At 24.1% G+C, this 3,151-nt stretch carries 3 protein-coding genes; all 3 read left to right on the top strand.

Annotated elements, in window-relative coordinates; all coding sequences use genetic code 11:
- Positions 1-270: 270 nt before the first annotated feature.
- The 3 genes from BGI41_RS07390 to BGI41_RS07380 all read left to right on the top strand — a co-directional run bounded on the left by BGI41_RS07390 (position 271) and on the right by BGI41_RS07380 (position 3,109).
- A complete protein-coding gene (locus BGI41_RS07390) occupies positions 271-1,260 on the top strand; it encodes an ABC transporter substrate-binding protein (protein WP_088540040.1) in 990 nt (329 codons plus the stop codon).
- A gap of 212 nt (positions 1,261-1,472) precedes the next feature.
- Positions 1,473-2,216 (top strand): ABC transporter permease, encoded by a 744-nt coding sequence (locus tag BGI41_RS07385; RefSeq protein WP_088540038.1) that lies wholly within the window; start codon positions 1,473-1,475, stop codon positions 2,214-2,216.
- Positions 2,217-2,371: 155 nt separating this feature from the next.
- Positions 2,372-3,109 (top strand): ABC transporter ATP-binding protein, encoded by a 738-nt coding sequence (locus BGI41_RS07380; protein ID WP_088540036.1) that lies wholly within the window; start codon positions 2,372-2,374, stop codon positions 3,107-3,109.
- Positions 3,110-3,151 lie beyond the last annotated feature (42 nt).

Here is a 3,151-nt window from a genome sequence, read left to right as displayed (position 1 = left end):
TTTTCTTTTAAGTGTTTTATTTTAAATTTTAAATTTTCTATTTTTTCTTATTAAAATTTCCTTATTTTTTAGAAATTTTTTCTTTAATTTTTATTTATTTGTAATAATAATTTTACATAATTTTTTTTATAACAATGTTTATATATGATGTTCAAAAATTTATTATTATATTTTAATAATCATAATAATCATTGTGATTTTTTATTTTTTTTACAATTTGATTATTTAAAATATTTTTATTTTTTTTTTTAAAAACAAAAAGGTGATTTAATGGAGAAGAAAACCGCAGGAATAATTATAGCAATTGTTATAATTATTGCTTTAATTGGAGGTTATGTATACTTTGCACATCCAGATGAAATCACTGTAAAAATAGGATACTTACCTTCAGATCATGATTCTGCTTTATTTGTTGCACAATCTCAAAAATTATATGAAGCACAAGGAATTAATGTAGAAACCTCACAATTTAATAATGGTGGGGACTTAATGACCGCTATGGCTAGTAGTGATATTGATATTGGTTATCTTGGTGTAACTCCTGCTTTATCTTCTATTTCCAAAGGTGTACCTATTAAAATTATTTCTGGTGCACAAATGGAAGGTAGTGGTATTGTAGTAGCTAAAAACTCATCAATTAACAGTATTGCTGATTTAAAAGGTAAAAAAGTAGCAACTCCGGGTGAAGCATCTATCCAATATATGCTTTTAGACTATGCTCTTAATAAAGAAAACATTAACATTTCTGAAGTAAATCCTTCAGCTATGAAAGTTGCTCAAATGAATGATGCTCTTAGAACTGGTAAATTAGATGCAATTGTAACTTATGAACCATATGCTTCTATTGCAACTAATGCAGGTTATGGTAAATTATTAGAAAATTCATCAGAAATCATTCCTGATCATCCATGTTGTGTAGTTGTAGCTAGTGATAAATTTATTAAAGAACATCCTAAAGAATTAAAATCTATTTTAGCTATTCATGAAAATGCAACTAAATATGTTAATGAACATCCTAATGATGCTGCTAAATTATTACCTAGTGATATAGTACCTAATGCAACTCTCGAAGGTCAAATTTTAAGTAATATTAACTTCGTTTCAGGATTAAATGATTCATACAAAAAATCAGTTATGGATTTCATAAATTATATTGTTTTTATTATATTAAAAAAAGTTATTTTTATATATTATTTCAATCTATCTTATTATTATAAAAGTATTTTTACTAATAATAATTTTAATATTATTTTTCTTTAAGATTATAGATTATTATTTAAAAATACATGTTTATTAATTAATTATAATTTAATTAAGTCTTAAATTATTATTTTAAAGAATTATTGGAAATTAAATTATATTTAAATATTGTAAATTAATTAGAATTTTTAAAAATTATTTTTAAAATTTCTGTAATTAATATGTTGTAGAATTTATTTTAATTTAAAAATTATTATTATCAAGTGATTTATTTGAATTTTAAAAAATATGGATTACCATTAATATTACCATTAATCGTTCTTATTGTTTGGTATTTAATAACTGATGGTTTGTCATTATTACCTAATTATATATTACCAAGTCCTGTATCAGTTTGCCAATCAGCTTATACTATTTGTGTTAATGGTCGTTTACTTAATAACACTATCAGTACTTTGATTAAAGTTTTCTTAGGTATTATTATTGCTGCTATTGTAGCTATTCCATTAGGTATATGTTTCGGATATTCTGAAACTTTAGATAAATTTACCTCTTTAATGATAAGTATATTAAGACCTATTCCACCTATTGCTTGGATTCCATTTTCAATTTTATGGTTCGGAATTGGATTAAATTCTGCTGTATTTATTATATTTATGGGTTGTGTTTTCCCACTTCTTGTTTATACAATTGATGGTGTAAAAAGAACTCCAAGAATTTTAATAGAATCTGCAGAAACATTAGGTGCAGATAATATGACTATATTAAGAAAAGTTATTTTACCTTCATCTGTTCCATATATTATTTCTGGACTTAAAGTTGGTGTAAGTATTGCATTAATGTGTACAATTTCTGCAGAGATGATTGGTTCAAGTACTGGTTTAGGTTATATGATTTTAACAGCAAGTAACTTATTTGATCCAGGTACAACTGTAGTTGGTATGTTAGTTATTGGAATTATTGGAATTGTATTTGATACATTCTTTGGAAAATTACAAGATAGAATATTTTGGTAAATTATTAAATTTAATTATTCTATTATTAATTTAAAGTATTATTTGGCTTTTTATTTTTAAAATAAGCTATTTATTTACTTTTTATTTATTATAACTATTAAATTTAGAATAATTATTTAGTATTTTATTGAATTAATGTTTAATGGGGATTTAATTTGACAATCGAAATAAAAAATTTAACTAAAACTTTCAAAAACAATAATGATAATGAAGAAAAGACAGTTTTAGATAATTTAAACCTTACTTTTGAAGATAAAAAGTTTATTTGTTTAGTTGGTCATTCTGGTTGTGGAAAAACAACTTTACTTAGATTAATTGGAGGATTAGATAATCCTAGTTCTGGTGAAATTCTTGAGGATGGTAAATTGGTCAATGGACCTTCAACTAATAGGGGATTTATTTTCCAACAATACTCCCTTTTTCCTTGGATGACTGTATTTGATAATGTAATGTTTCCTTTAAGAGTTAAAGGGGATGTTGAGGAAAAATCTAAACAAAGAGTTGAAGCATACCTTAAAGGTGTTGGATTAGAAAGTGCTAAAGATTTATATCCATACCAATTATCTGGTGGTATGAAACAAAGAGTAGCTCTTATTAGAACTTTAATTAACCATCCTAAAACTGTGCTTATGGATGAACCATTTTCTGCTTTAGATATGTTAACTAAACATGATTTACAAGATAAACTTTTAACTGCAGTAAGTAAATATAATACAATTATATTTGTAACTCATGATATTTCAGAGGCTACTTATTTAGCAGATGAAATTGTTGTTATGGGTAGATCTGGTGGGGAAATTAAAGATATTATTAATGTTGATGTTCCTCGTCCAAGAAAAAGAAATGATCCTGAATTATTAAAAATTCAAGATGAAATTTCAGAATATTTATAATTTTTATTTTTTTATTTTTTTTTAAAATGAGCTTTTTTTATT

The sequence above is a fragment of the Methanobrevibacter sp. 87.7 genome, assembly GCF_002208625.1.
Classification (GTDB): Archaea; Methanobacteriota; Methanobacteria; order Methanobacteriales; family Methanobacteriaceae; genus Methanarmilla.
This window is presented reverse-complemented; position numbering and strand designations above follow the sequence as displayed.

Excerpts from the sequence above, each read along its gene's own strand:
- BGI41_RS07390 (WP_088540040.1), top strand. The coding sequence starts at position 271 with ATGGAGAAGAAAACCGCAGGAATAATTATAGCAATTGTTATAATTATT.